This window comes from Actinosynnema sp. NPDC020468 (assembly GCF_040642015.1).
In the GTDB taxonomy this organism is placed as follows: domain Bacteria; phylum Actinomycetota; class Actinomycetes; order Mycobacteriales; family Pseudonocardiaceae; genus Actinosynnema.
Window position 1 is genome coordinate 215,306 of the sequence record NZ_JBFAEO010000001.1, and the last position, 25,878, is coordinate 241,183.

A 25,878-nucleotide genomic window follows, 5' to 3' on the forward strand; every position below is an offset into this window, starting at 1 on the left:
GGCAAGCGTTTCACTCGTCCGATCGGGTCAGGCCGGAGGTCGTGCAACGCGACTGCAACGTGACGCGCACCACGATGGGCCGGACCGACGCGACGATGCGGGAGGCGTGACATGGCCAGGTACGCGGCACCGGGGCAACCGGGGAGCGTGGTCAGCTACCAGGACCGGTACGACCACTTCATCGGCGGCGAGTACGTGCCGCCGGCCAAGGGCGGGTACTTCGCCAACCCCACCCCGGTGACCGGTGAGACGTTCACCGAGATCGCCCGCGGCACGGCGGACGACGTGGAGAAGGCGCTCGACGCGGCGCACGGCGCGTCCCGGGCGTGGGGCCGGACCTCGCCCGCGCAGCGGGCCAACGTGCTCAACGAGATCGCCGACCGCATCGAGGACAACCTCGAGGCGCTGGCGGTCGCCGAGACGTGGGAGAACGGCAAGCCGATCCGGGAGACGCTGGCCGCGGACCTGCCGCTCGCGGTGGACCACTTCCGCTACTTCGCGGGCGTGATCCGGGCGCAGGAGGGCGGCATCTCGCAGATCGACCAGGACCTGGTGGCCTACCACTTCCAGGAGCCGCTGGGCGTGGTCGCGCAGATCATCCCGTGGAACTTCCCGCTGCTGATGGCGACGTGGAAGCTCGCGCCCGCGCTGGCTGCCGGCAACTGCGTGGTGCTCAAGCCCGCCGAGCAGACGCCCGCGTCGATCCACGTGCTGATCAGCCTGATCGCGGAACTGCTGCCGCCGGGCGTGCTCAACGTGGTCAACGGGTTCGGCGTCGAGGCGGGCAAGCCGCTGGCGTCCAGCAGCCGGGTCGCGAAGGTCGCCTTCACCGGCGAGACCACGACCGGCCGGCTGATCATGCAGTACGCCAGCGAGAACATCATCCCGGTGACGCTGGAGCTGGGCGGCAAGAGCCCGAACATCTTCTTCGCCGACGTGGCCGCGCAGAACGACGCGTTCTACGACAAGGCGCTCGAGGGCTTCACGATGTTCGCCCTCAACCAGGGCGAGGTCTGCACGTGCCCGTCGCGCGCGCTGATCCAGAGCTCCATCTACGACCGGTTCCTGGCCGACGCGACGGCGCGGACCCGGGCGGTGAAGCAGGGGCACCCGCTGGACACCGAGACGATGATCGGCGCGCAGGCGTCGAACGACCAGCTGGAGAAGATCCTGGCCTACATCGACATCGGCAAGCGCGAGGGCGCGCGGCTGGTGACCGGCGGCGAGCGGGCCGACCTCGGCGGCGAGCTGTCCGGCGGCTACTACGTGACGCCGACGATCTTCGAGGGCGACAACAAGATGAGGATCTTCCAGGAGGAGATCTTCGGACCGGTCGTGTCGGTGGCCAAGTTCGACGACTACGACGACGCGATCAAAACCGCCAACGACACCCTGTACGGCCTCGGCGCGGGCGTGTGGTCCCGGGACGGCTCCACCGCCTACCGCGCGGGCCGCGACGTCCAGGCCGGCCGGGTGTGGGTGAACAACTACCACTCCTACCCCGCCCACGCGGCCTTCGGCGGGTACAAGCAGTCCGGCATCGGCCGGGAGAACCACAAGGTCATGCTCGACCACTACCAGCAGACGAAGAACCTGCTGGTCAGCTACTCGCAGAACGCCCAGGGCTTCTTCTGATGCCCCGCCTGGCGGTGACCCCGGAGGCCGCGGACGTGATCCGCGGCCTCCGGGCCGAGCACGGCGAGCTGATGTTCCACCAGTCCGGCGGGTGCTGCGACGGCAGCGCCCCGATGTGCTACCTGGCGGGCGAGTTCCGGACCGGCGCCTCCGACGTCCACCTCGGTGACCTGGACGTGGGGGAGGCGTCGGTGCCGGTGTGGATGTCGGCCGCGCAGTTCGAGTACTGGCGGCACACCCACCTCACCATCGACGTGGTTCCGGGAAGGGGCGCGGGCTTCTCGCTGGAAGCCCCGTTGGGGGTCCGCTTCCTCACCCGGTCCCGGCTCCTCACCGACGAGGAGGTGGCGTCAGACCTCGTCCCACGCGATCTGGGGTGAGGGGTGGAAGTCGACGCCCTGGACCTTCCAGCGCGGCGCCTGGGCGGCCAGGCGCCCGCGGAAGGACTCCCAGTCGTGCGTCGTGCGCGGCGACCAGCCCAGCTCGGCGATCGCGGGCAGCCGCGGGAACACCAGCCGGTCGATGTGCTCCCGGCGCTCGACGGTCTCCGTCCACAGTGGAGCCTCGACGCCCAGCACCGCGTCGGCGGGCAGACCCTCGACGTACGCGCCCGGGTCCCAGTCGTAGGCGTCGCGCACCTCGACGTACCCGGCCCACTTCAGGCCGAGCGCGAAGTGCTCGTCGTACTTCATGTCCAGGTACGACCGGTTCCCGGGCGAGAGCACGACCTTGTTGCCGCGCTCGGCCGCCGCGACCAGCTCCGGCGCCTTCGGATCGGTGCCCCACCACTGCGCGAGCACGTCCGGCGCGGGCTCGGCCTTGAGGTACTCGTGCCAGCCGAGCGCGGTCTTGCCGTGCTTGGCCACGATCGGCAGCAGTCGCCGGATGAACGCCACGTACTCGTCCTCGGGCGTCTTCAGCGCCTCGTCGCCGCCGATGTGCAGGTACGGCCCGGGCGTCAGCGCCGCCAGCTCGCCCAGCACGTCGTCGATGAACTCGTAGGTGGCGTCCGAGCCGATGGCCACCGAGCTGAACCCGACCTCGATGCCGGTGTAGGGCTCCTTGGCCACGCCGTCCGCGTTCAGCTCCGGGTAGGCGACGAGCGCGGCGTTGGTGTGGCCCGGCAGGTCGATCTCCGGGATCACCGTGATGTGCCGCGACGCCGCGTGCGCGACCAGGTCGCGGTACTCCTCCTGGGTGTAGAAGCCGCCCTCGCCGCCGCCGACCTGGGTGAGCGAGCCGCGCGCGGTCAGCTCGGGCCGGCTCTTGATCTCCAGTCGCCAACCCTGGTCGTCGGTCAGGTGCAGGTGCAGGTGGTTGATCTTGTAGCCGGCGATCAGGTCGATGAACCGCTTCACCTCGGCCGGCGGGAAGAAGTGCCGCGCCACGTCGAGCATCGCGCCGCGGTGCGGGTACCGGGGGTGGTCGAGCACGGTGACGCCGGGCGCGGTCCACGGCCCGGGCTGCTCGTCGGCGGCCTCGATCGCGGCGGGCAGCAGCTGCCGGAACGTCTGCACGCCCGCGAACAGCCCGGCGGCCGTGGTGGCCCGGATCGTCACGGCGTCCTCGGTCACGTCCAGCCGGTAGCCCTCGGCGCCGACCACCGGGTCGGCGCCGGACAGGGACAGCACGACGCCCCGGTCCGACTCGCCCTGGGCGACCGGCAGCGGGTAGCCGGTCGACGGCCGCAGGATCCCGGCCAGGTACTCGCCGACCTCCAGCGCCTCCGGCGAGCCGGGGTGGGTGTGGACGGCGGTGTCCGCGTCGAGGGTGAAGGTGGTTCCCGGCCGGGGTGTGAGCTCGACGGGAGCGGGCACGATGTGCGGCAACGACGTCTCCGGGGTTGCGTCGGCTGGAGCCGCCACCGCGTGCCGACCGGCGGCCACGCGGCTCGCAGAGCCCCGCCGGCGTCCTTCCCGGCACGGCGGCGTATCCCGGGCACCGGCGGTCGGACCACCGTTCCAGCCGGGCTCGGGGGTGTCAAGGTCCAGACCAATCGGCTAGAGCTTCGGCTTGCCCAGACCGCGCCAGACCCCGGCGAACTCGCGCTCCAGGCGCTGCGCGTGGGCGACCTCCAACCCGCTCAGCAGACCGAAGGTGAACCCGTTCTCGCCGTCCAGGTGCGCCTGCGCGCCCAGCTCCCGCAGCACCGGCCGGGCCACCACGCTGTCCTGGTGCTCGCCGAGCACCGTCTGCACGTCCTTGACCTTCTTCCGGTACTTCCGGGCGGGCTCGCCCAGCAGCGGCTCGGCCACCTCCACCGCGTACCGCAGCCGCTTGGCCGCCTTGCGCGCGTCGTGCAGCGCCTCGTCGTCGTGCGCGTCCTCGGCCCGCTTCGCCAGCCGCCGGTAGGTGCGCGCGATCAGCCGCGGCAGCTCCTTCTTGGCCTTGGCGCGGGCGAGCGGGGTCAGCGGCGGGTCGGCGATCAGCGCGTCCAGCGCGTCGAGCAGCGCGAAGTAGCGCGGGCTGTCCAGCGCGCCGACGGCGCTGTCGTGCGCGGCGGCCTCCAGCGGGGCGAAGTGCCTGGTCAGCTGCGCGGACACGGAGCCGAGCACGAGCGTGTCGTCCAGCCCGGCCACGGCGTCCTCGAACCGCGTGCGCAGCACCTCCAGGTCACGCGCCTCGCCCAGCACGCCCGCGAGCCACTTCAGCTCGTCGGTCAGCGCGCGGGTGTGGTCGCGGCCGACGATCGCGCCGAACGCCTGCAACGCGCTGCGCGCCCGCCTCGTGGCCACCCGCATCTGGTGCACCGCGTCGTCCTCCCGGCGGCGCACCCGCGGGTCCCAGCGGGCCAGCGCGTCGGCCTGGTCGCGCAGGTAGGCCACGACGAGGTCGCCCGCCGTGCGGCCGGTGCGGGTGGGCGGTCCGGGCGCGATCCGGTCGGCCAGCAGCCGGGTCAGCTTCGCCGACGAGGTGGACCGCCGGATGCCCGCGGCCGCCAGCCGCTCCTCGACCCGGTCCAGCAGCGCCGTGTCGCCGTGCTCGCCCAGCTCGACCTCGACCTCTCGCCAGCTGTCCGCCGCCGCGCCCTCGTCCGAGGTGCGCGCGGACACCAGGTCCACGACCACCTCGGCGAGCAGCCGGCCGCGGCCGTCGACGAGCTGCCAGCGCTGCCGGGAGGTCCGGATCCGCGCGACCGGTGTCAGCGCCCCGCCCCGAGCGTGCACCTGGACCAGCGAGCCCAGTTCCTTCGGCGGTCGCTTCGCGGCCCGGCCGGGCGGCAGCCTGACCTCCTCGCGGGTGTCGCCGCCGACCGGCAGCTTGAGGTGCCAGCCGGCGTCGTCGCCGCCCGTGCGCCTGCGCAGGGTCAACCCGGCCCGGGCCAACCGCAGGTCGGACGTGTCGTAGTAGACGGCCTCCAGCTGCTGCTGCTCCGGGCCCGCCGAGGCGGCGACGCCGGGCAGGTCGGACAGCTCCGGCAGCGTGGTGCCGTCGGGTGCTTCGTACTTGCGTTCGGTTTCGTTGACCGTGGTGGACATGTCCTAGGCATACACCGTCCAGCTGGTGTTTACCCCAGGTCACTCTGGGTGATACCGCCGTTGCCCCTGCCGAGTGCTCCTTGCGGACAACAGCGTGGTTTTTTCGACGTGCTCTGGACTGGACGGGCCGATGAGGTTTGCTGTGAGCGTGCCTGAGCCCACGGAGAAGGAGCGGCTCGAGAAGATCGAGCCGATCGTCGCCGACCTCGTCGCGACCACGCAGGCCCTGACCGCCGAACTCGGCCGGGTCAGCCAGCGGGTCCTCGTCCTCGAACGCCGGCTCGCCGGCACCGGCGCGGGTCCCGACGAGGACCTCGACGCGGTGACCGACGAGGTCGCCGACATCGTCGGCGCGCTCCGGGTCGCGTGGGACGCCGAGCAGGAGGTGCTCGCCGACTCCGTGCGCGTCGAGCTGCGCAACGAGGTCGCCGAGTTCGACTCGCTGCGGCAGCGCCGCGAGGAGGGCCAGCGCCGGATCGCGGGCGGTCGCGTGCCCCGCTACGAGCGCGACGACCTGGAGCACTCGGTGCACCAGCTCGAGTGGCAGATCGAGGTCCGCGAGGGCTCCGCCGCCGACGCCGCGCACCGGATCGAGGCCGACCGGGTCGCGGGCGAGGAGATGTGGCGCCGCGAGGCGATCCTGGCGGGCGACAAGGCGCGGGACCGGATCCGGGACGCCGCCCTCGCCAGGCTGGAACGCGCGCTGCGGGACGAGAACCGGCTGCCCGTGTGGTTCCGGGTCGGCCTGGGCGAGATCACCAGCCCGGACCCGACGCCGTGGATGCGCGCGGCGGTCGGCCTGGTCGCCTACCGGCTGGAGTACGGCGTGCGGTCGGCCGTGGCGCCGCTGGGCGACACCCCGTCGCCGTCGTCCGGCTCGGCCGCGTGGGTGCGCCGGCACGAGGTCTACACCGACCTGGCCGAGCAGCTGCGCGCCCTGCGGCCCTAGCGGCCTCCGCTCAGCAGCCGGCGAGGATCTTCGCCAGCGCGTCGTGCTCGGCCTGGTCGACGGTGAGGGCGTAGGCGCTCTTCACCGCGATCCAGTCCGACACGTACTTGCAGGCGTAGCCCGCCGCGGGCGGCATCCACTTCGCCGGGTCCTGGTCGCCCTTGGCCCGGTTGGTGTTCGCGGTGACCGCGATCAGCTGCTGCCCGCCGAGGTCGTTGGCGAGCTTCTGCCGCTGCTCGTCGGTCCACTTGTCCGCGCCGGAGCGCCACGCCTCGGCCAGCGGCACGGTGTGGTCGATGTCCAGGTCCTTGGCGTCGGTGACGACCTTGTCGTCGTAGACGCTCGTCCAGGTTCCCGACGTGGCCTTGCACTCCGCGTCGGTCTTCACGTCCTTGCCCTGCCGTTGCAACACGACTTCCCTGGTGTCGCAGGAGTTGCCCTGCCCGCTCCAGTGCGGGAAGCGGTCCCGGCTGTAGCCCGTCATCTTCGCCTCGGGCGCGACCACCAGCGCGGCCAGCTTGGCGGCCGCGTCCCCGGCGGGAACCGGGGACGCGGCGGTCGGCGCCGGGGTGCCCTGGGGCGCGGTCGAATCCCGGTACTGCGACAGGTAGTACCCGACCACGACCAGCAGGACGAGAACGACGGCACTCGTCAGGGTGGTCGACCGCGTGCGACTCATGGTCGCAATGATCAGCGATCACGGTCACGACGCGATCACCGGGTCGTGGCGGCCGCGATCACGGCGTGGCGGTCAGGTACCCGCCCATCCGGGTGAAGTACTCGGCGGCGGGCAGTTCCACGCCGTCCTCGGTGCGGACCTTCTTGACCAGCAACGCCTTGTTCCGCCCGCGCCGGGCCAGCGCGCCCGCGACGATCGCGACGCCGTCGCCCTCGCGGTAGAAGATCCGGCCGGGCGTGCCGCCGTAGTTCTCCCGCGACACCTCGGCCTCCACGATCTCGAGCCGGCGGCCGCGGTGGAACGTGAACGCGCTCGGGTACGGGGCGGACTGCGCGCGCACCAACCGGTCCAGCTCGTCGGCCTCCCACGTCCAGTCCACGCGCAGGTCCTCCTCGGCGCGCTTGTGGAAGAAGCTCGCTTTCGACCGGTCCTGCCGGGTGAAGTCGGTGCGGCCCTTGGCGATCTCGGCCAGCCCGTCGACGGTGATCGGCCCGAACAGCTCCAGCGTCTTGTGGAACAGGTCGGCCGTGGTGTCGCGCGGACCGACCGGCACCGAGCGCTGGAACACGATGTCGCCCGCGTCGAGCGTCTCGTCCATCAGGTGCGCGGTGACGCCCACCTCCTTCTCGTCGTTGATCAGCGCCCAGATCAACGGCGAGAAACCCGCGTAGGCGGGCAGCAGCGAGTCGTGCACGTTCAACGTGCCGTGCTTCGGGAGGGAGAAGACGTGCGGCGGGATCCAGGTGCGCCAGTTGGTCGCCACGATCACGTCCGGCGCGACCTCCTTGAGGCGCTGGAACAGCTCGTCGTCGTCCGGCCGGTTGCGGATGATCGTCTCGACGCCGTGCTCGGCGGCCAGGTCGGCGACCGAGTCGGACCAGACCTTCTCGTAAGCGCCCTCGCCCTTGGGGTGGGTGACCACCAGGACGACCTCGTGTTCGGAGTCGAGCAGCGCCTGGAGCGTGCGGTGCCCCCAGGTCTGGTAGCCGAACATGACGACCCGCATCAGGCTCCTCCTTGTGTAGGCTTGCCTAAGTTATCCAACCCTAACCTAAGTGGGCTCGGGACTAGCCTGGGCGGGTGATCCTCGACCTGAAGCTGGTGAACGCCCGGTTCGTGACAGGGGACGGCGGCCGCGAGGCGTCGTCGGTCGGTGTGTGGGGCGGCCGGATCGCCGGGGTGGACGTGGGCGACGCGCCCGCGAGGCGGGTGGTCGACCTGGGTGGCGCGGTGGTGCTGCCGGGGTTTGTCGACGCGCACAACCACCTGGCGTGGGCCGGGCGGGCGACCCGCACGCCGGACATCTCCCAATGCGCCACGGTGGCCGAGGTCGTGGACCTGTTGCGCGGCGTGGCGCGGACGTCGGAGTGGTTGGAGGCCGCCGGGTACGACCACCGCGTGCTCGACCGCCCGTTGACCGCGCGCGACCTGGACGCGGTGGGTCCGCGCGTGTACGTGCAGGACGTGTCGGGGCACGCGTGCGTGGTGAGCGGGGACGTGCTGGCCCTGTTGCCGGCGTCGGTGGCCGGCGACTCGACCGGGTTCCTCGCGGAGGCGGCGCAGACGGCGGTGCGCGCCATGCGGTTGCCCTACGCGCTGGACGACATCGCGGCGGACGTCGAGCGCGGCGCGCGGCAGTGCCTGCGGGAGGGTGTCGTGTTCGCCGCCGAGGCCGGTGTCGGCGGCGGGTTGATCGGCAGCAGTCCGCTGGAGGTCGAGGCCTACCACCGCGCCTCGCTGCCGATCCGGGTGCAGCTGATGATCTCCGCCGACCGGCTGGAACCGGTGGCGGCGCACCGTTCCGACGGCATTTCCCGTGCCGTGCCACTGGGGCTGCGCACCGGGCTCGGCGACCTGCGGCTGTCGATCGGCGCGCTGAAGCTGTGGGCCGACGGCGGCATGATCGCCCGGACCGCGGCGCTGACCGAGCCGTACGTCGGCGTCGGCGGCGTCGGCCAGTTGCAGGACGACCCGGAGGCGATGCGGTCGGCGGTGCTGGACGGCCACCGGGCGGGGTGGCAGTTGGCCGTGCACGCGATCGGGGACCGGGCGGTCGACTTCGCGCTGGACGCGATCGCCGAGGCCCAGTCGACCCTGCCCCGCCCCGACGCCCGCCACCGGATCGAGCACTGCGGCCTCGTCCGGCCCGACCAGGTGGACCGGATCGCGGCGCTGGGCGTGATCCCGGTGGTGCAGCCGACCTTCCTGTGGTCCTACGGCGACGACTACGCGACGATCATGGGGCCGGGCCGCGCCGACTGGCTGTACCGGGGCCGGTCCCTCGTCGACCGCGGGGTGGTGCTGGCGGGCAGTTCGGACCGGCCGGTCGCGGACGGCAGCCCGTTGCGCGGCATCCAGTTCCTGGTCGAGCGGAAGTCGGCGAGTGGTCGCTCCATCGGGCCCGACGAGGCGCTGACGGTCGACCAGGCGATCGCGGCGTACACCTCGGGCGCGGCCTACGCGTGCGGCGTCGAGGCCGACCTCGGCGCGATCACCGAGGGCAGGCTGGCCGACTTCACCGTGCTGGCCGACGACCCGAGGACGGTGCCGGTGTCCGGGATCGGCGACATCGAGGTGCTGGCCACGATCGTGGACGGCACCTTCGCCCACGACCCGACCGGCCTCGCCTCCTGACCGTCGCGCGTGCGTCGGGCAGACCTCACTGTCTCGGGTGGGGTCTGCCCGACACGCGTGCCGGGGCCGTCCTCGCCCGCCGCCCTTCGCCCGCCCCGAACCGGTGGCGCACCGGTCCGGGGCGGGCGCCCGGGGTCGGTGGCCCACCTGCCCGGGCCGACCTCGACTCTCGCGCTTCGCGGACGCACGAGCCCGTCGCCTGCCCGCCCGGCCGGTGGCGCACCTGTCCTTCGCTTCCTCCACCGGCCTCCCCCCGGCCTACGCGCATGCCTGAGGCAGGCCTCGCCTCCCGTCCTTCGCGCGCGCCCAGGGCGGGCTTCGCCTCCTGCGTGCCCGGGGCAGGGGTGCACGCGCGCTTCGCGTGCCCCCGGAGGGTCGGTGGCGCCTCCCGCCCTTCCGTCGTGCCCCCGGCCCCGCCTCCTGCCCTCCGCGTGTCCTGGGCCGGTGGCGGACCTGTCCTCCGCGCCGCCTCCACCAGGCTCGCCCTCGGCCTTCGCGCGTGCCCAGGGCGGGGCTTCGCCCCCTGCGTGCCCGGGGCAGGGGCGCACCCGCGCTCCGCGCGCCTCCGGAGGTCGGTGGCGCCTCCCGCCCTTCGCGCGTGCCAGGGCGGGCCTTGCCTCCCGCCTTCGTGTGCCCAGGACAGGGCGCACCCGCGCTTCGCGTGCCCCTGGAGGTCGGTGGCGCCTCCCTGCCCTTCACGCATACCTGGGGAGGGTCTTGCCATCCGCCTTTCTGCGCCCAGACAGGGGTGCGCCCGCGCTTCGCGTGCCCCGGAAGCCGGTGGCGCCCCCGCCCTTGGCGCGCGCCCCTGAGGTCCGCTGACGGCGCGCGTCAGCCGTCGCCGTGACCTTCGCACCCAGGCAGGAGCGCTCCGCCTGTCCCCCCGAGGCCGACGGCGCAGCCGTTCCCCGTGCGTCCCCCTCGGGCCGGTGGTGGACGTGTGCCACCGGCCCGGTCGATCAGCTCGTCCTCTCGTTCAGGCGCTCATCCTCCAGTGCACGACGTACCCCGCCGCCTCCGCCGCGATCAGGGCGTCGAGCTTGTGCAGGTTGGTGCGCTTCGCCATCCGGAACGCGCGACCGCGCCGGGCGTCCAGGACCAGCGGCGTGGCGTCCGGCAGGGTGGCGGACATCGTCTGCTGGAGGATCCGCAGGCCCACGTTCGCCGACTCCTGCGTCATCGGGCGTTCCTTGACGTACACCAGCACCGCCGCCGTCGAGCCGTCCGGCAGCCGCAGGCCCAGGTGCGGGCGGACCTTCAGGGTCAGCTCGCCCGAGCGCCACCGGGTCGCGGACACCGGCACGCCCGTCGCGCCGGTCGCCGCGAGCCACGGCAGGAAACCCTCCCTGATCTCCTCGAACGCCCGCTCCTGGCCGTTCAGGTGCGCCGACTCGACCGCGCCCGCCAACTCCGCGGCCGGGTCGGGCGAGTTGAAGGCGCGGCGCATCGCGTTGCGGACCGGGTTGTAGAACCCGCACGGCCACCCGGCCTCGGCCAGGTAGATGCTCCGCTGCTCGGTCACGATGCTGATCCGGCCCCGCTGGCCGCTCATCGCGTACTCGGTGAAGGACAGGGCGGTGACGCTGATCGGCTCCACGGCGTAGCTCCCCTCCGCTGATCGAACCTCTGTTCGAGATTCTACCGGCGGGGTACGACAAAAACGGGCCTCGTACCCGTTCGGACGAGCGCCGGAACGACTCGGATCGACTAGTCCGGAAGAGTGACACAACGGAAGGTGAAGGGTGCTCGCGGCGGCCGTCGGAGGTGCTGGGAACGTAGTGCCCGACGACAGGAGGACCGTGGAGCCCGACATCGACCTGACCAAGCCCAGCGCGGCGCGCGTCTACGACTACTACCTGGGCGGCGCGCACAACTTCGCGGTCGACCGCGAGATGGCCGAGCAGGCGATCGCGATGTGGCCCGAGGTGCCGTTGATCATGCAGGCGAACCGGGCCTTCCTGCGCCGCGCGGTGGAGTTCTGCGCGGCCGCCGGCATCGACCAGTTCCTCGACCTGGGCTCGGGCATCCCGACCGTCGGCAACGTGCACGAGGTCGCCCTCGCCCGCAACCCGGACGCCCGCGTCGTCTACGTGGACAACGACCCGGTCGCCGCCGCGTACAGCCGCACGATCCTGGACGGCGACCCGCGCACCGCCGTGGTCCGCGAGGACCTGCGCGACCCGGAGAAGGTGCTGAACTCGCCCGAGGTGACCGACCTGCTCGACCTCTCCCGCCCCGTCGCGGTGATGACGGTGGCGGTCCTGCACTTCGTGGACGACCCCGCGCCGGTGATCGCGGCCTACCGGGACGCGGTCGTGCCCGGCAGCCACCTGGTCGTCTCGCACGCCACCCGGGACGGGCAGCGGGCACAGGCCGACGAGCACCAGGACCTGTACCGCAGGCGCACCGCCACCCCGATGACCATGCGCACCAAGGCGCAGGTGGAGGCCCTGTTCGCCGGGTTCGACCTGGTCGAGCCGGGTGTCGTGCACCTGCCCCTGTGGCGGCCCGCGAGCCCGGACGACGTGGACGGGCGGCCCGAGCGGTTCGCCGGACTCGCGGCCGTCGGCCGGAAGGTCCCGTGAGCCCGAATCCCACCTTCGTGTGATCGCGTCCCGGCACGGGGGTTCGGTAGCTTCGGGTCCAGGCAGTTGCGGCTGCCGCCGAGGCTCCTCCTGACCCGGACGGAGCGGGTGCCTCCAGAGCGCGGGAAGCGCACCGCAGTCCCCGCCACAACCGCGCTGTTCGCCGGCGACCCGTCGAACGCGGTGGCGTCGACCGGGCGGCGTCGACCGGAGGGTCTTCGTGTCGACAAGCTTCCAGGCTCTGGACAAGCGCTGCCGCTGCACGGGCGAGACACCGAACATGGTGCGCAGGCAGCGCGGCGGTGCGGGCTTCGCGCTCGGGCCGCTCGTGCCGTCGGCGCAGCGCGACGGCCAGTCCCGGATCGAGGCCGCGCTGCTGCTCGCGGTCAACCGCGCGATGGCGGGCATGCGCCGACGCGGCTGCCCGCTGCGGCCGACCGCGCTGGTCAACCGCGTGCAGCTGGACTCGCGGGTGGTCGGCCTGCACGTGCACGACGCGGGGTTGGACCACCTGCTCGCCGAGGCGCTGCCGAGCGTCGCGGGCCGGCGGATCCGCGGCGTGCCGGGGTTGCGCGCGTTCCCCGGCCGCGACCACCTCGACCTGCGCTCGTGCGAGGGCGAGGTGCGGCTGCTGGGCGTGACGCGCGAGCGGTGGCGGCACGCGGTCGCGGCCGGCGTGTCGGCGGACCTCGCGCTCAGCGAGGAGTTGGACGTGCGCGAGGTCGTCGAACCCGGCGACACGCCCGCCGACCTGCTCAGCGGCGTGTTCCGCCGACTGCCGCTGTGGCGCGGCGCCGCGTGGCTGCACTGCGCGCCCGTGCCCGGCGCGGTGGAGCTGCACTGGCGGGGCGGCCCGCCGGGTGACGCGGTGGCCGCGGTGCTGACCAGGTCGGCGTGCGGCATCCCGGGCGCCGCGGCGGTGACCTTCGGGCTGCGCGACGCGGTCCGCGGCGTCGCCCTGGACCTGGGCGGCCCGGCCGTGCCGAGACCGGTCGAGCCGGAGTGGGCGTGGACCCAGTGGCTCGCCACCACCGCGCCCGGCCCGGCGGTGCGCGAACGGGCCGTCCTCGCGGCGCGCGAGGTCGACCTGCCGGACGTGTGGGAGCAGCGCGAGGTCCGCGACGCGCTGGCCCGCCGGGACGTCGGCGCGGTGTACCTCCTGCTGCGCCAGCACGGCGTGCCGCTGTCCCGGATCGCCGCGCTCACCGGCCGCGAGGTGTCCGAGGTGGAGGAGGTCGTCGCCGGCCGCAAGGTCGAGGACTACGACGAACTCGCCGACATCGGCCGCGCGCTCGGGGTGCCGCCGGGCTACATGGGCCTGGCCTACGACGAACGCCCACCCCCGCCGCGCCCGTGCACCTGCTCGTCGGTGGACGAGCACACCAAGCGCGAGAACTTCCTGGCCCACGCGGCCCTGGTGACCATCGGCCGCTCACCGGCGTCGGCGAAGTGGGGTTGTCACTCGGAATCGTGCCCGACCGCGCTGCCCGCGTGAAATGCGGTCACGACTAGTGCTCATGATGGGCGATCGCCGCATTTCTGCGGGAATTCGACGCATTTCCGGGCGTTGTTCCCGCAGGTAGGGTGAGGTGGTGGCACAGCCGAACGCGGAAGTCGACTGGTCCGGATTCGATCCCGAGGACTACCTGCGACACAACTACGCCGAGGTCGGCGCCGAAGACCGCGACCTGGTCGGTTCGGCCCGCGAGTTCTTCGGCGAGCGGTGCGCGGGGCGGTCCGACCTGCGCGGCCTGGACGTCGGCACCGGCGCGAACCTCTACCCGGCGCTGTCGATGCTGCCGTACTGCCGGTCGCTCACCCTGTACGAGCACTCGCCGACCAACGTGGCGTGGTTGCGCGAGCAGGTCGCGGCCGGCTGGCCGTCGTGGTCGCGCGCGTGGGGGCCGTTCTGGGCACTGCTGGCCGAGCACCCCGCCCACGCCGCGCTGGCGGACCCGGCGGCGGTGCTGGCGCGACGGGCCGAGGTGGTGCGCGGCAGCGTGTTCGACCTGGACCCGGCGGCCGGCGGCTGGGACGTCGGCACCATGTTCTTCGTCGCCGAGTCGATCTCGACCGAGCGCGCCGAGTTCACCGCGGCGGTCCGCCGGTTCCTCGGCGCGCTGCGGACGGGCGCGCCGTTCTTCCTGGCGTTCATGGAGAACTCCGAGGGCTACGAGGTCGGCGGGGTGCGGTTCCCGGCCGTCCGCGTCGACGCGGACGACGTCGCCGACAGCCTCGACGGGGTGGCGACCGAGGTCGTCGTCGGGAGGGCGAGGTCCGACGGCGGCAAGGTACGCGACGGGTACACCGGCATGGTCTACGCGCACGGACTCGCCCGATGAGGATCCAGCCGCGGCGGATGCTCCTCGACGTCTGGCGCGCGCTGGCGAAGTCCGCCTACCGGGACGGCGTGTGGCACCCGGAAGGCCATTCCTCCGACTCGGTGTCGGGCGCGAGCCTGCTGCTGTGCCTGCTGCGCCCGGCCACCGAACTGCCCGCGCTCGCGCTGGACACGCCCGACGTGATGGCCGACGACGTGGCGCAGGCGCTGGGACGACTCGGCGAGCCGCGGACGATCCCGTTCCGGCTGGTCGAGGTGATCGAGGAGTTCCTGGAGCGGCACGTCCAGGACGGCGAGCCGGTGTTCGACGGGTGGACGCTGCTCGTCGCCGCGGACGGCACGACGCCGACGCCCGAGCAGTGCGAACTCGGGCTGGTCGACTCCTACGCGCGCTCGGTCGGCCTGTGCCTGTCGGCGCTGGGTTTCCTGTCCGCGTACCGCCCGCAGGTGGCCCGAAGGCCGGCGCTGGTCCACCGGATCGAGCGCGTCCAGGACAGCCTGAGGGCGAGGCTGACCGCGGCGCTCGTGGGCCTGTTGCGCTCGTTCGTGGTCCACATCGCGGACCCGGGCAGTGCCGCGCACGAGGCGATGATCGCGACCGTGCGCCGGCCGGACGAGTCCTCGACCGTGGCCGTCGCGCGGCTCGCCGACCGCCTGCACCGGGTGCGCACCCGGCTGCTGGAGGACGTGCGCGTCGGCCTGTCCGAGTCGCTCGACCTCGACGACTCCGGACGGTTGTTCGAGATCGGCTGGACGTGGGGCATCTCGTCCGGCGCGGCGCCGATCGAGGTCGACAACCCGCAGATCGGCAGGCAGCCGGTGATCGGCTCGGTGCCCGGTGTCGCCGAGCCGCGACCGCAGTTGTACGCCACCCTGCTCGTGCTGGACTGCGTCGAGGACCTCCACTCGACGCGGACCCGTGCCCTCGGCCTGCTGGACGACGAGCAGCGGCAGCTGGCCGAGGCGCTGCGGATCCGCCAGGACCTGACGCTGCGCTACTGGTCCGCGGTGGCCAGGTCGGGCACGCCGTGGCCGCTGGAGGACCTGCCCTGGCGCACGTCCGACGGCGACGAGTCCGACTTCGCCACGCTCCTGGTGACCGGCGCGGTCATCCGGGACCTCGAGCTGCGCCGGACCACCGACGAGGACGTCGAACCGGTCGCGGGCGTGCTGGAGGCGTTGGCCGGTCGCGGCCGGATCACCCGCCGGGTCACCCGGGACGACCAGGCCGCCGCCGTGCTGCCGCCCGGGGTGCGATTACCGCTGCCCGGCGCGGAGGAGCTCGGACCGCCGTTGCACCGGCACACCGTCGACTTCGCGCCGTTGCTGCTGCGCTGGTGCCTCGTCGCGGGCCACCTGTCCACCGGCAGACCGACCCGCGACCGGCTCGCCAGGCTCGCCGAGACGGTCATGGACCACCTGTCCCGGCGGCGGATCGGCGAGGGCGACCCGGCCGGCCTGTGGGACGACCCGGGTGGGGTGCCGGGAGTCGCGGCCGGTTCCGCCGCGTTGTCCTGGGCGACCACCGAGCGGGTGGTCGAGGCGCTCGTCGTGGCCGCGCGGGCGTACGCGGACCGCCCGCTGAGCAGCGCCGTCCTCGGTGCGCACGCCGAGGAGGCCCTGCACGAGGCGGAGCACCTGCTGAACCGGATGCTGCTGCGCGCCGACTCCGACGACACCTCCGCCCGCAGCCACGCGATCACCGCGGTCGAGCGGAGACTCGGTCGGGCGCGCGAGGTGCTCGCGGAACGACCCGCCACCGCGTCCGCCCTCGCGCACGAGGCGCTGCTGAGCCTGGACGAACTGGCCGTCGCCGAGCAGGACGCGTCGAGGGGGGTTCGATGATCGTCTTCGCCGCGTCCGACAAGGGCGGCTCCGGCCGCACCGTCACCGGGTGCAACGTCGCCTACCACCTCGCGCAGCGGCACGACGTCGTCTACGTCGACTTCGACTTCGGCTCGCCCACGGTGGGCGCGGTGTTCGAGGTCGGCGTGGCCGACCGCGGGATCGACCACGGCGGCCTGCACTCCTACTTCACCGACGCGATCGCCGAACCGGCGCAGCTGGACGTCTGGTCGCGCACCGCGAGGAGCGACCTCCGCGACGGCGGCGCGCGGCGCGGCAGGCTCGTGCTGGTGCCCGGTGACCGGGGCGGCGCCGAGTTCTCGGTGTCCGCCGAGTCCACGCGGCGGTGCGTCGACCTGCTCGCCCGGCTCGACGCCGAGTTCGACGTGTGCGTGGTGGACCTGAGCGGCGGTCGCTCGTACGCGCTGTCCATGGCGCTCGAAGCCACCGCGCACAGGGCGCTGGCGCCCTCGACCGTCCGGTGGCTCGTGTTCCACCGCTGGACCAGGCAGCACGTGCTCGCCGCGTCCGGTCTGGTGCACGGCCACCGCGGCCTGCTCTCGGTCGGGCAGAGCGTCGGCCACCAGCCCGACGAGCTGTTGGACGCGATCCGGTACGTGCGGGTCGCCGTGCCCGACCTGAAGATCTCCGATCACCGCGCCACGCCCGCCCTGGCCGCGTGGCTGCTGGCGTGCGACGCCGAGTTGCGCTCGCTCGCGGTGGAGCGCCGGCTCGGCCGCAGTCGCGTGCTCGGCGTGACGCCGGTCGAACCGGTGCTCCAGTGGCGGGAACAGGTGATCGCGGAGTCCGACGTCGCGGCCGGCATCGCGTCCGAGGGCACCGTGGTCGCGTTCCGCGAGCTGGCGGACCGGCTGGTGGACCCCGCGATGTGGGAGCTCGTGTGAGTGCGTCCGGCTACTCCGAGCGCGTCGCCGAGCGGCGGGTCGCCCAGGTGCCGCTGGCCCACCTCTCGGTCGAGGTCGGCCGCCTGGGCGTGGCCGAGATCCTGGCCGACGAGGGCGCGGCGCGCGCGTTGTTCCGCCGGGTCGCGCCGTGGTCGGACGCGGTGCGCGCCTCGTTGGCCGCCGAACGGCCGGATCTGCGGCCGCGGCTGAGCACGTGCTTCCTGATCGACGACTACCACTGCCCGGACAGCCGACCCCAGGAGGTGCTGGACCGGCTGCTGAGCGCGGCCGGCGAGTTCGACGTGCGGATCGACTACCTGACCCGCGAAGCCGGTTGCCACGAGGCGGACGGCGTTCCGCTGGCCGAGGTGGTCGCCGCGATGCTGGTGCCCGAACCGCCCGTCGGCACCAACGGCTCCCGCCCCCCGACCCACGACACGGGCTGGCTGTGCAACGGCGAGCGCTCGACACCCGACCGCGCGGGCCAGGCCATGACACCCGCGCACCGCTGGTCGCCGCCGGTCGAGTTCGGCAGGCGCGGCCACTCGGTGTTCCTCGACGTCGAGTTGTGGCGCGACGACCCGTCGTCGCGCCGGTGGTCCGCCGCGTTCCTGGCGGCGGTCGCGCAACTGACGCGGCTCGGCGTGCTGCGGCACGAGGGCGACCCGGTCGCCGTACCGCGCGCGTGGCCCGACACCTGGCCCGCCCGGTGGGAGGACCTGCCCGCCGTGGTCCGGCTGCGCGCGGACGCGAGTCCGTACACCGCCTACCGCACCGCGTCGATCCTGCCCGCCTCCCGGGTGGGCGTCGAGCACGCGGTGGACGTGATCCTCGACCACCTCGTGCCGGAGGAGGAGGTGGCCGGGCTCGTGGTGGAGCGCGCGCGTGCGGAGGGCGTTGCGCTGCCCGACCGCCTCCGCGACCGGCACACCAGGGTGTTCGTGGACGGCACGCCGTGGTGATCCTCGGCGAGGTGCGCACCGGGCTGCTGCACAACTCGGGTCCGCTGCCCCGCCAGGCGGTCGCGGACCTGCTGGCGCTGCGGCCGGGATCGCGGACCTCGTCGGTCGACCGGCCGGTCGCCCGCACCACGTCGCCGGACCTGGTGTCCGGTGTGGACTGCGCGCTCGCCACCGAGCCGCCCCGGCGGGCGCGCGCGATCGGCACGGTCGCGACCCGCGCGGTCGTGGTGGGTGGCGTCGTGGTGCAGTCCTCGGCGCGGACCGCGCTGCGCTGGGTGACCGACCGCGAGCGCCGGTCCTGGTCGCACTACGCGCACCGGCGCGGCGAGGTCGACGTGCTCGGCGCCGCGGAGCCCGCGGACGTGGTGCGCGGCGGTCAGCGGTCGGAATCGCCGCGCGAGTCGCTCGACCTGGGTTCGTTCAGCCAGCGCGTGCTCACCCTCGTGCAGGGACGGCCGCAGCTGGACCGGCGCACCGCGCTGCGCACCTGGCCGACCAGGCTGAGGTGGAGCGTGACGGTGGGGCGGCAGGCGTGCCCGACCGCGCACCTGCACGTCGACAGCGACATGCGGCGCACCGCGGACCTGGTCGTGCCGCCCGAGCTGGTCGGCGAGGCGCTCCGGTTCTGCGAGGACCTGGCGCTGCACGACTGGCTCTACACGGCGCTGGACAACGTGGTCGAGCGGGTGGAGCGCGACCTGGCCGCGGGCGTCGACCCGATCGGGCTGCTCCGTCCCGCGCTGACCCTGTTGGTGCGCCTGTGGATGCCGGGCGCGACGGTCCACCCGGCGCTGTGGCCGCTGTGGGAGGGGTTCGAGGAGTCACCGGGCTTCTCCCGCACGTGGACGCGGAACGTGGCCTGGGTGCGGGACCAGGTGGCGCTGCGCGCGGTCACCGCCGGACGGGGGACGCCTCCTCCGAGTGGCCGCGCAGGTGGATGAGCGCCAACGCGGCCAGCATCGCCACCGTCGAGGCGGTCCACGGCCAGGCGATCTCGAAGTACTGCGTGATGACCACCCCGAGCAGCGGGTCGGCGCAGATCAGGGCCTGTAGCACGGCGGTGGTGACGCTCGTCGGGTACCGGGACGCGATCGAGAACCGGGATCGCATGTAGCCCAGCAGCGCGGCCGAACTCGCCGCGCCGGTGATCAGCGCGGCCGGGAACGAGTGGGCCACCTGCGCGAAGGCGACCGGCAGCGAGATCAGGAACGGCAGCACGCCGCCGTACTCGGACAGCACGTTGCCGACCCGGGCGTGGTCGGCGAACTCGTCGGCGCGGAGCCGGGCCAGGTCGCCGGTCGCGTTGGCGTAGATCACCAGTGACAGGAGCGTGGAGAACGCCGCGGTGATGAGCAGGATGCGCACGTCGTTCGGGAACTGCGGCGAGGCGAACAGGATGCCGAGGATGAACGTGATGGCGGCCAGCATGTTGCCCGCGAACGTGACCGAGCCCGAGTTCTCGTCCGACCGCAGGGTCGCCATGTCGTCCCGGTCGATCCGGCACACCTCGAACCGCGGTACGCCCGAGGTCAGGCCGGTGAGCACCCAGTCGCCCGAGCCGAGCAGCGCGGAGAGGTGATCGGTCGAGTCGGCGCGCACCAGCAGCCCCTCGCCGGACCGCAGGTGGAACCGTCGGCGCGCGTGTCGTTGCAGGTGCAGCCGCAGCACGGGATCGCCCCCGCGCCGGGGCTCGGCGGCGAACACCACGAACCCGTGCCGGAACGCGAGCCGGAGCACCGCGTGGTCCTCGGAGGTCGTGGTCAGCGACGCCAACCGGTGGTGGTGCGCGCGTTCGGCGAGCAGGAAGCCGACCAACGACGACGCGACACCCCGGCGACGCGCGTCGGGGTGCACGGCCAGCACGGTGACCACCAGGTGCCCCGACAGCGGCGTCTCGGCGCACACCACACCGACGACGACACCGTCCTGCACGGCGACCGCCGTCGCCTCCGCCGGCCCGGCGTCCGGCAGGCATCGACGCAGCAACGCTTCCACGCTCGCCTCGTCCGCGGTGGTCGCGGCTCTGACGTCGGCCAAGGGTGTGCTCCCCGGAGTCGGCGGTCCACCGAGCATCCCAGCCCGGCTCGCGCCGCCGTCCGCACTAATGCCGCCGCGGGGCGACCGATTCCCGGCGGTCCGGCCGTCGGGAGGGCTACAGCACCCCCCGGGCGCGAAGAATCGTGAGGAAGGGTCGGAGGACCCTCCGGGGGCGAAGCCGGTCGACGGGGAACCTCCGATCCACCGCCCGTACCCCGGTCGCCGACGCGAAGTGCAGCGAGATCGGCCGGAAGTGGTGGACCGGGCGCAGGTAGTCCTCCGCGCCGTTGGTTTCCAGGAACGCGTGCACGTCGGCGCTCTCCTGGGGCACGGACGTGCTGTCCGCGTCGTCGTCCCGGAAGATCCAGTCGGCCACGTGCCGGTTGTGGTGCTGGAGGAGGTCCGATTTCGTGACGACGATGGCGGCCGGGATCACCGGCCGGTCCGGAACCGCGGACAGGCCGTGGCAGATCGCGTCGAACGTGGGGTCGAAGATGGGTGCGAGAGGTCTTCCGCTCCCGTCGACCGAGTGGTGGTGGTGACCTCTCGGCCATTTCGCCGCGCGTGGGACGGCTTTACCGGGGTCGACCAGGAAGATGAGGCCGGAGGCGGCGTGCAGATACCTCGATCCTCCTGGGAATCCGGTCCGCGACAGTTCCTCTCCGGCGACGTCGTAGAAGCAGAGTGCGTACTGCCGACCAGTGGTGTTGTTGACGATGTGGACGGCGTAGGTCATTTCCGGGATGGTTGTCTGGGTGGCGGTTCCGGCCAGGTCGACCCCGTCGTGGAACAGTGGCGATATGTTGAGGTCGAGGAACGACCGATGCATCAACGGGTCCAGGGGGAGAACGGTCAACCCCGCGTCGGCCAGGAGGTTCGCCGAGTTCAGCAGGCTGTGGACCAGGGCTGTGACGTACACGGTCTTGCCGACCGTGGCACCCCCCACCACCCCGATGACGATGGGGTCCCCGAAGTCGCCGTACCGGTCCGGCAGGTAGTGCGCGCCCACGGCCTGAGGGTCGGTGCACTTCCTCTTCAGGAACGGATGCCTGGCGCGGAACCGGGCCGGTGATTCGCCCGGTCGCGGATCGTCGACCGGAGTCCACCAGTAGTGGTCCTCGTCGAGACCGTGCAGGGTCGTGTCGCGCCACCTTATGCTGCTCAAGCAGGCCGGACAGGTGATCGTCCTGCTCGACCGGGACCGGCTCATCGGCTCCTCCGAGGTCCACCGCGCCCGGCGAGCAGCGAGCGGAAGCGTTCCCTGGACGCCTCGAACTCGATCTCGGCGGCACGGCCGGCGGGGGACAGCAGGTCGGCGTCCGAGGGGTCCTCGCCGTGCTCGTGGGCGAAGACCAGGCGGCCCCAGGCGACCAGCCACAGCGACCGGTCGTCGGCCGGGCATCCGCACACCTCCAGGAAGCGGATCAGCTGCTCCGGCCGCACCTCGAGGACGGCGTGGTGCAGGATTTCCACCACGGTCTCGCGGGTCAGCGTCAGGTTCGCCCGGAAATAGGTGCTCGGCGGGTGCTCGGACCGCGTGGCGACGTCACCCATGGTCAACCCGGCGTGCCGGCGGAGTCGGTCGAGCTTGTCCTGCAACTCCCGGGCCGATGCGGTCGCGTACGGTCGGGGTCTGGCCGTCGCCGGCGGTTCGGGTCGGTGGTCGACCACCAGTTCGTCCAGGTCGCGCGGCAGGCCGTGCGCGAAGGTCGCGCCTTTCAGGAAGGGCCAGTGCCGGAAGAGCGCACCGTCGAAGACGGCGACACCCGAGAAATGGGCGGATCGGAAGTCGACCACGCCGGAAAAGCCGGTCCACCGGAACCACGAGCCGCCGACGAACCTCGCTCCCGTGAACCGGGCCGTCCGGACCTTGCAGTGGTCGAAGTCGAAGTCCACCAGGGTGGCGCCGGCCAGGTCGACGTCGATGTCCGGCCAATGGAGGTCCGCGATGGGGTCGGCATCCCGGCGGAGGTGGTCGCGGAGGACGCGTTGGGCGGTCGAGCGGACCTCCCGTTCCTGCCGCCTTTCCTGGTGGCGGACCGCCGCCTTGGTGCCGGCACGGGCATCCGGCGGCGTTTCGGGCGGCTCGTACGGCATGCGCAGGTAGGCGCACACGACGTTGACGATGGTCTGCCGCTGGGCCGGGTTCCCCTGCGCCAGGCGTTCGAGCGCGTACAGGCCCGCCAGTCGCACCGGCGCCTTCTCGGACCCCAGCTGTTCGGCGGCCCTCGAGTACGACTCCGTGACCCGGCGTTCCGACGCGTCGTGGTCGGTGGTCCGATTCGCCAGCTCCTTGAGCGTCAGGTCGATCTCGGCTCCGCGCTGGCGCCGTGCGGCCAGCAGCAGGGCCGCCGCGCCGCCCGTCCCGACCACGAGCGTCCCCGCGGTGCGGATGGAGTCCAGTCGTAATCGGGTCGTTTCGGCGTCGGGGCCCGGAAGGCCGAACAGCAACCACAGCGCCACACCCGCGCCGACGCCCGGGATCAGCGCCGCCCACAACGCGATCGTCCGCGTGGACAGCACGGTGTACCGGACCGGCGACGCCTCGGGACTCGCGCGTGGATCCCCGGGTTCGGTTGCCTGCACGTGTCGGCATCGCTCGGCCGGCGCGAAGTGTTTCGCCCCGACGGGTCACCACCGCCCGAGGCCGAACCGGTCGCGCGGACCGTCACGGCCCGGCAACGACCGTTTTGCGTTCGGCCGGCCGGGGTAGTACTCGGCCACGGTGCCGGCGCTCTGCTCCACCGGAGGTCACGGGTGAAGGGTTGGAGCGATGCACTGGTCGCAACTCCTGACTCCGGTCGTCAGCGGCCTGGTGGTGGCGTTGATCATCGGAATGGTCAAGGGCTTACGCGCGCGCAGGCGCATTCCGAACGCCGCCAAGCAGAAGGTCAACCGCCACAACTACCTCAAGGCCATCCACCAGGCGTCCAGCGCCCCGGAGGTGAAGCAGCTGCGCGCCGTGGTGCCGTGGCTGGCCCCCGCGCGCGACAACCCGCAGCTGGCCCGCATCCAGGAGTCCTGGGAGGCCATCGGCGACGTCCGGCTGATCACCCGGGAGGACGAGGGTTGCCTGACCGCCGGCGCGGAACTGCTGAGCCGCGGTGTCGAGGTCCGGGTGGGGCGGTCGCTCAACACCGACGGGATGTCGTTCCACATCTACCGCGGCTCGAAGCCGAGCGTGGTCGTCAACCGCCGCGACGGCAAGCGGGACCACCCGCTCCAGTTGGACGGCCAGTCCGAGACCCAGGTCTTCCAGAGCCACTTCGACGTGGCCTGGCAGAACTCCGTGCCGCTCGAGGCGGTGCTGGCGGAGCAGGCGCTGCGGCCCGGTGACGGCGTCGTGGCCGCGGTCGCCCGGATCGACGACGTGCGCGTCAAGTACGGGCTGGACGAGAAGGCGACCGCCGCCCTCACGCGGCACGTCGCGTTCCGGCACTCGGCGCCGGTCGTGTTCGTCACCGGCCTGCCCGGCGCGGGCAAGTCCATGGTGCGCCGTCTGCTCGCCGAGAAGCTGCGCGCGCAACGGTTCCAGGTGGACGAGCTGACCGACTACCTGTACGCCTACCACGACCACGTGCACCGGCTGATCGCCCTAGGCGGCACCCGCGGCGAGGGGTTCACCGCCCACGCGGGCGGCGCGTTCAACGTCCGCGACGAGCGCGACCTGGAGCCCGCGCTCCAGGCCCTGTCGCTGCGGGTCTGGCAGAGCCGCGACCGCACCCGCATCACGCTGGTGGAGTTCGCGCGGGCCGACCTCGCCGCCGCCCTGGAGGTGTTCGGCGACGAGGTGCTGTCGGTGGCCCAGATCATCCACGTGACCGCGTCCGACGAGACGCGGGCGGCCCGGCTCGACCACCGCAAGCAGCCGCCGAAGTTGTCGATCGTCGGCGGGGACATCGTGATCAGCCCGTCGGACGACCACGAACTGCCGAGCACGGCGGCCAGGTCGCTCTACGCCGTGGACGGGTTGACCGCGTTGAAGACCATGCCCGCGCTGCGGGATCGGGTCCACCACCTGGACAACGACACCGGGCACGACTGGATCGAGCGCGCGCTGGACGGCTTCATCGAGAGCGTGGTGCGCCCCTACCAGGCCGCGGTGACGGTCAACGCGGCCTGAGGACCGCGGCCGGACGCCGTGCCGCCTACCGCCACTGCGGGACGAGCGCGATCCTGCCGAACACCGCGCCGGAGTCCAGTGCGCGGTGGGCCAGGACGGCCTGGCCCAGGGGGAGGACCTCGTGCACGACCGCGATCACCTCGCCGCGACGGGCGGCGGTGAACAGGGCGGCGGTCGCGGCGCGGCGGTCCGGGGTGGGCACGGTGTCGGTGCTGAAGGTGGCGAACGACAGGGACTTCCGGAAGGACGCGAGCAGCCGGGCGCCGAAGTCCGCCGGTGGCGGGCCCGCCATCACGCCGACGACGACCATCCGGCCGTTCGGGGCGAGCGCGTCGAGGAACGTCGGCAGGTCCGCGCCGGCGACCACGTCCAGGACGACGTCGTGGCTCCCGGGCGCGCCCCGGCCCGCGCGGTCCAGGATGTGGGTCGCGCCCAGCGCGCGCAGGCGGTCGCCGCGGTCGGCCGACGAGGTGGTGACCGAGATGACGGCGCCGGCACGGGCGGCGAGTTGGACGGCCACGACCCCGATGCCGCCCGCCGCGCCGCGCACCAGCACCGACTCGCCGGGTGACAGTCCGGCCCGCAGCAACGCGAAGTGGGCCACCGCTCCGGAGCCGCCCAGGGTCACCGCGTCGACGGGGGACAGGCCGGGCGGGAGGGGGACGAGCACCTCGGCCGGCACGAGGGCCTGTTCGGCGTAGCCGCCGCCGGTGCCGGTGGGCGCCCACACCCGGCGGCCGGCCCACGCGGGGTCGACGCCGGTGCCGATCGCGGTCACCGTGCCCGCGACCTCGGTGCCCGGGACATGTCCGACGGCGAATCCGTGCGCGGCCAGGGAACCGCGGCGGATCAGGGCGTCGACACCACCGACGCCGATCGCCTCGGTGGTGATCACCACCTGGCCCGCGGCCGGGGTCGGGTCGGGCAGGTCGACCACCACGAGGCCCTCGGGAGGGCCGAACCCACCGATCGTGACTGCGCGCACCGCCGCCTCCGAATTCCGTGCCGGACCTGGGACTTCGGACCGTAGCGAGCGCCGTCGGCCGGCCGGCTAAAGTGGGAGTGGTGACCGGTCGGCTGCCTCACAACCTGCGTTCCGACGCACGGGACAACCGCGAGCGCATCCTCGAGGCGGCACGCGCGGTGTTCCTCGCCGACGGCCTGGACGCGCCGATCCGCGAGGTCGCCCGGCGTGCGGAGGTCGGTCAGGCCACCGTCCACCGCCACTTCCCGACCAAGCGGGCGCTGGTCGCCGAGGCGTTCGCGGACCGGGTGCGCGAGTGCCGGTCCATCGTGGACGAAGGGCTCGCCGACCCGGACGCCTGGCGCGGTTTCCGCCACGTGGTCGCCGGGCTTTTCGAGTCGTGGGCCCGTGACGGCGGCTTCACCTCCGCCGTCCGGTCGGCCTTCCCGGACGCGGTGGACTTCGCCGGGCTGCGCGCCTCCTCGTTGACCGCCGTCGCCGAACTGGTCCGCCGCGCCAAGGCCACCGGTCACCTGCGCCCCGACGTCGTCGTGGACGACCTGGTGCTCATGATCATGGCCAACAGCGGGATCCGGGCGGGCACACCGGCCGCGCGGGTCGCGGCCTCCCGGCGGTTCGCCGCCCTCGTGATCGAGGCGTTCCGCACCCCGGCGACACCCGTGCCGCTGCCGCCGGTGCCGCGGCTGACGCCCGCGTCGACGCTGCCGGTGTGACCGGTC

At 73.2% G+C, this 25,878-nt stretch carries 22 protein-coding genes; 13 read left to right on the forward strand and 9 right to left on the reverse strand.

Annotation, left to right across the window (positions count from 1 at the left end):
* The first annotated feature begins 111 nt into the window (after window positions 1-111).
* Together AB0G50_RS01060 and AB0G50_RS01065 are read left to right on the forward strand one after the other, a co-directional pair.
* On the forward strand, window positions 112-1,635 hold the full coding sequence (locus tag AB0G50_RS01060) for an aldehyde dehydrogenase family protein (protein ID WP_360100619.1): 1,524 nt from the start codon (window positions 112-114) through the stop codon (window positions 1,633-1,635).
* Window positions 1,635-2,015 carry a DUF779 domain-containing protein gene (locus AB0G50_RS01065; RefSeq protein WP_360100622.1) on the forward strand — a complete coding sequence of 127 codons (381 nt, stop codon included), beginning with the start codon at window positions 1,635-1,637 and terminating at the stop codon, window positions 2,013-2,015. The genes AB0G50_RS01060 and AB0G50_RS01065 overlap by 1 nt, the downstream gene beginning before the upstream one ends.
* Here the strand turns inward: AB0G50_RS01065 and AB0G50_RS01070 are convergent.
* Both AB0G50_RS01070 and AB0G50_RS01075 read right to left on the reverse strand, forming a co-directional pair.
* Window positions 1,986-3,500 carry a beta-N-acetylhexosaminidase gene (locus AB0G50_RS01070; RefSeq protein ID WP_360100625.1) on the reverse strand — a complete coding sequence of 505 codons (1,515 nt, stop codon included), beginning with the start codon at window positions 3,498-3,500 and terminating at the stop codon, window positions 1,986-1,988. The two genes, AB0G50_RS01065 and AB0G50_RS01070, sit on opposite strands and share 30 nt — an antisense overlap.
* Window positions 3,501-3,635: 135 nt before the next feature.
* Window positions 3,636-5,114: a CYTH and CHAD domain-containing protein gene (locus AB0G50_RS01075; RefSeq protein ID WP_360100627.1), complete on the reverse strand. Its 1,479-nt coding sequence runs from the start codon at window positions 5,112-5,114 to the stop codon at window positions 3,636-3,638.
* Between the two features lie 148 nt (window positions 5,115-5,262).
* Here AB0G50_RS01075 and AB0G50_RS01080 point away from each other — a divergent pair, with 148 nt between their 5' ends.
* A complete protein-coding gene (locus AB0G50_RS01080; RefSeq protein ID WP_360100630.1) occupies window positions 5,263-6,063 on the forward strand; it encodes a hypothetical protein in 801 nt (266 codons plus the stop codon).
* 10 nt (window positions 6,064-6,073) lie between these two features.
* On the opposite strand, the gene AB0G50_RS01085 is transcribed toward AB0G50_RS01080, so the two are convergent.
* Window positions 6,074-6,742 (reverse strand): HNH endonuclease family protein, encoded by a 669-nt coding sequence (locus AB0G50_RS01085; protein ID WP_360100633.1) that lies wholly within the window; start codon window positions 6,740-6,742, stop codon window positions 6,074-6,076.
* 58 nt (window positions 6,743-6,800) lie between these two features.
* Window positions 6,801-7,748, reverse strand: coding sequence for a methionyl-tRNA formyltransferase (locus tag AB0G50_RS01090; RefSeq protein WP_360100636.1), 948 nt, complete (start codon window positions 7,746-7,748; stop codon window positions 6,801-6,803).
* 74 nt (window positions 7,749-7,822) lie between these two features.
* Here AB0G50_RS01090 and AB0G50_RS01095 point away from each other — a divergent pair, with 74 nt between their 5' ends.
* Window positions 7,823-9,376 carry an amidohydrolase gene (locus AB0G50_RS01095; protein ID WP_360100639.1) on the forward strand — a complete coding sequence of 518 codons (1,554 nt, stop codon included), beginning with the start codon at window positions 7,823-7,825 and terminating at the stop codon, window positions 9,374-9,376.
* 976 nt (window positions 9,377-10,352) lie between these two features.
* Here AB0G50_RS01095 and AB0G50_RS01100 read toward each other — a convergent pair.
* On the reverse strand, window positions 10,353-10,973 hold the full coding sequence (locus AB0G50_RS01100; protein WP_360100642.1) for a hypothetical protein: 621 nt from the start codon (window positions 10,971-10,973) through the stop codon (window positions 10,353-10,355).
* Between the two features lie 202 nt (window positions 10,974-11,175).
* Between AB0G50_RS01100 and AB0G50_RS01105 the strand changes: the two genes are divergently transcribed.
* From AB0G50_RS01105 to AB0G50_RS01135, 7 genes are all read left to right on the forward strand, one after another.
* The gene (locus tag AB0G50_RS01105; RefSeq protein ID WP_360100645.1) at window positions 11,176-11,961 is read left to right on the forward strand and encodes an SAM-dependent methyltransferase; all 786 of its coding nucleotides are present in this window, start codon (window positions 11,176-11,178) and stop codon (window positions 11,959-11,961) included.
* A gap of 220 nt (window positions 11,962-12,181) precedes the next feature.
* Window positions 12,182-13,456: a hypothetical protein gene (locus tag AB0G50_RS01110; RefSeq protein WP_360100648.1), complete on the forward strand. Its 1,275-nt coding sequence runs from the start codon at window positions 12,182-12,184 to the stop codon at window positions 13,454-13,456.
* Between the two features lie 97 nt (window positions 13,457-13,553).
* On the forward strand, window positions 13,554-14,303 hold the full coding sequence (locus AB0G50_RS01115) for an SCO2525 family SAM-dependent methyltransferase (RefSeq protein ID WP_360100651.1): 750 nt from the start codon (window positions 13,554-13,556) through the stop codon (window positions 14,301-14,303).
* On the forward strand, window positions 14,300-16,147 hold the full coding sequence (locus AB0G50_RS01120; RefSeq protein ID WP_360100654.1) for an SCO2524 family protein: 1,848 nt from the start codon (window positions 14,300-14,302) through the stop codon (window positions 16,145-16,147). The genes AB0G50_RS01115 and AB0G50_RS01120 overlap by 4 nt, the downstream gene beginning before the upstream one ends.
* On the forward strand, window positions 16,144-17,052 hold the full coding sequence (locus tag AB0G50_RS01125; RefSeq protein ID WP_360100657.1) for an SCO2523 family variant P-loop protein: 909 nt from the start codon (window positions 16,144-16,146) through the stop codon (window positions 17,050-17,052). Before AB0G50_RS01120 ends, AB0G50_RS01125 begins: the two co-directional genes overlap by 4 nt.
* Window positions 17,049-18,014 carry an SCO2522 family protein gene (locus AB0G50_RS01130; RefSeq protein WP_360100660.1) on the forward strand — a complete coding sequence of 322 codons (966 nt, stop codon included), beginning with the start codon at window positions 17,049-17,051 and terminating at the stop codon, window positions 18,012-18,014. Before AB0G50_RS01125 ends, AB0G50_RS01130 begins: the two co-directional genes overlap by 4 nt.
* Entirely contained in the window at window positions 18,008-18,955 is a 948-nt protein-coding gene (locus AB0G50_RS01135; RefSeq protein WP_360100663.1) for an SCO2521 family protein, read from the forward strand. The genes AB0G50_RS01130 and AB0G50_RS01135 overlap by 7 nt, the downstream gene beginning before the upstream one ends.
* Here AB0G50_RS01135 and AB0G50_RS01140 read toward each other — a convergent pair.
* From AB0G50_RS01140 to AB0G50_RS01150, 3 genes are all read right to left on the reverse strand, one after another.
* Window positions 18,906-20,051 carry a GNAT family N-acetyltransferase gene (locus AB0G50_RS01140; protein ID WP_360100666.1) on the reverse strand — a complete coding sequence of 382 codons (1,146 nt, stop codon included), beginning with the start codon at window positions 20,049-20,051 and terminating at the stop codon, window positions 18,906-18,908. The two genes, AB0G50_RS01135 and AB0G50_RS01140, sit on opposite strands and share 50 nt — an antisense overlap.
* A 115-nt stretch (window positions 20,052-20,166) precedes the next feature.
* Window positions 20,167-21,261, reverse strand: a complete 1,095-nt coding sequence (locus AB0G50_RS01145; RefSeq protein WP_360100669.1) for a hypothetical protein — start codon at window positions 21,259-21,261, stop codon at window positions 20,167-20,169.
* Window positions 21,258-22,637 (reverse strand): hypothetical protein, encoded by a 1,380-nt coding sequence (locus AB0G50_RS01150; RefSeq protein ID WP_360100672.1) that lies wholly within the window; start codon window positions 22,635-22,637, stop codon window positions 21,258-21,260. The genes AB0G50_RS01145 and AB0G50_RS01150 overlap by 4 nt, the downstream gene beginning before the upstream one ends.
* Before the next feature lie 187 nt (window positions 22,638-22,824).
* Between AB0G50_RS01150 and AB0G50_RS01155 the strand changes: the two genes are divergently transcribed.
* Window positions 22,825-24,174 carry a hypothetical protein gene (locus AB0G50_RS01155; RefSeq protein WP_360100679.1) on the forward strand — a complete coding sequence of 450 codons (1,350 nt, stop codon included), beginning with the start codon at window positions 22,825-22,827 and terminating at the stop codon, window positions 24,172-24,174.
* 25 nt (window positions 24,175-24,199) lie between these two features.
* Here the strand turns inward: AB0G50_RS01155 and AB0G50_RS01160 are convergent, their stop codons facing one another.
* A complete protein-coding gene (locus tag AB0G50_RS01160) occupies window positions 24,200-25,159 on the reverse strand; it encodes a zinc-binding dehydrogenase (RefSeq protein WP_360100682.1) in 960 nt (319 codons plus the stop codon).
* 80 nt (window positions 25,160-25,239) lie between these two features.
* Between AB0G50_RS01160 and AB0G50_RS01165 the strand changes: the two genes are divergently transcribed.
* A complete protein-coding gene (locus AB0G50_RS01165; RefSeq protein WP_360100685.1) occupies window positions 25,240-25,872 on the forward strand; it encodes a helix-turn-helix domain-containing protein in 633 nt (210 codons plus the stop codon).
* The last annotated feature ends 6 nt before the right edge of the window (window positions 25,873-25,878 follow it).

Coding starts and splice junctions, on each gene's coding strand:
- AB0G50_RS01060 (WP_360100619.1), top strand. CDS start 112: ATGGCCAGGTACGCGGCACCGGGGCAACCGGGGAGCGTGGTCAGCTAC.
- AB0G50_RS01125 (WP_360100657.1), top strand. CDS start 16,144: ATGATCGTCTTCGCCGCGTCCGACAAGGGCGGCTCCGGCCGCACCGTC.
- AB0G50_RS01120 (WP_360100654.1), top strand. CDS start 14,300: ATGAGGATCCAGCCGCGGCGGATGCTCCTCGACGTCTGGCGCGCGCTG.
- AB0G50_RS01085 (WP_360100633.1), bottom strand. CDS start 6,742: ATGAGTCGCACGCGGTCGACCACCCTGACGAGTGCCGTCGTTCTCGTC.
- AB0G50_RS01065 (WP_360100622.1), top strand. CDS start 1,635: ATGCCCCGCCTGGCGGTGACCCCGGAGGCCGCGGACGTGATCCGCGGC.
- AB0G50_RS01090 (WP_360100636.1), bottom strand. CDS start 7,748: ATGCGGGTCGTCATGTTCGGCTACCAGACCTGGGGGCACCGCACGCTC.
- AB0G50_RS01075 (WP_360100627.1), bottom strand. CDS start 5,114: ATGTCCACCACGGTCAACGAAACCGAACGCAAGTACGAAGCACCCGAC.
- AB0G50_RS01145 (WP_360100669.1), bottom strand. CDS start 21,261: ATGAGCCGGTCCCGGTCGAGCAGGACGATCACCTGTCCGGCCTGCTTG.
- AB0G50_RS01155 (WP_360100679.1), top strand. CDS start 22,825: ATGCACTGGTCGCAACTCCTGACTCCGGTCGTCAGCGGCCTGGTGGTG.